At 52.2% G+C, this 557-nt stretch carries 1 protein-coding gene; it reads left to right on the top strand.

The annotated features are described in order from the left end of the window. Positions 1–557, top strand: a 557-nt coding sequence (locus ST37_RS20125; protein WP_197687472.1) for a VCBS domain-containing protein, incomplete at both ends; no start/stop codon positions are given.

Genomic DNA, 557 nt, shown 5'->3' with positions numbered 1-557 from the left:
CGACGGATGCAGACAATCCTAATTTAGCGTTTGAAGAAAACACCATTAGCGATGCGTACGGTGAGTTCACCGTTGACGCCAATGGCAATTGGACGTTCACACTGGCGGATAACGCCACAGTCGATGCATTAACGACCGGCCAGAAAGAAGTCCGTGAGTTTACCGTGACGCTGTCCGATGGCAGTGACACCACCGTCACCATTACCATTACCGGTACCGATGACGAACCGGTGATTTCGGCGGATACTGATGAAGTCACGGAAGGTGATGTGACGCCTGTCAGCGGCACGTTGACGGCGACGGATGCAGACAATCCTAATTTAGCGTTTGAAGAAAACACCATTAGCGATGCGTACGGTGAGTTCACCGTTGACGCTGAGGGCAATTGGACGTTCACACTGGCGGATAACGCCACAGTCGATGCATTAACGGCCGGCCAGAAAGAAGTCCGTGAGTTTACCGTGACGCTGTCCGATGGCAGTGACACTACAGTGACGATTACCATCACGGGTACTGATGACGAACCGGTGATTTCGGCGGATATTGATGAAGTCACA

This window comes from Vibrio sp. qd031 (genome assembly GCF_002100145.1).
Lineage (GTDB): Bacteria > Pseudomonadota > Gammaproteobacteria > Enterobacterales > Vibrionaceae > Vibrio.
Note: the sequence above shows the minus strand (reverse complement) of the source record. Positions and strands in the feature narration are given on the sequence as shown.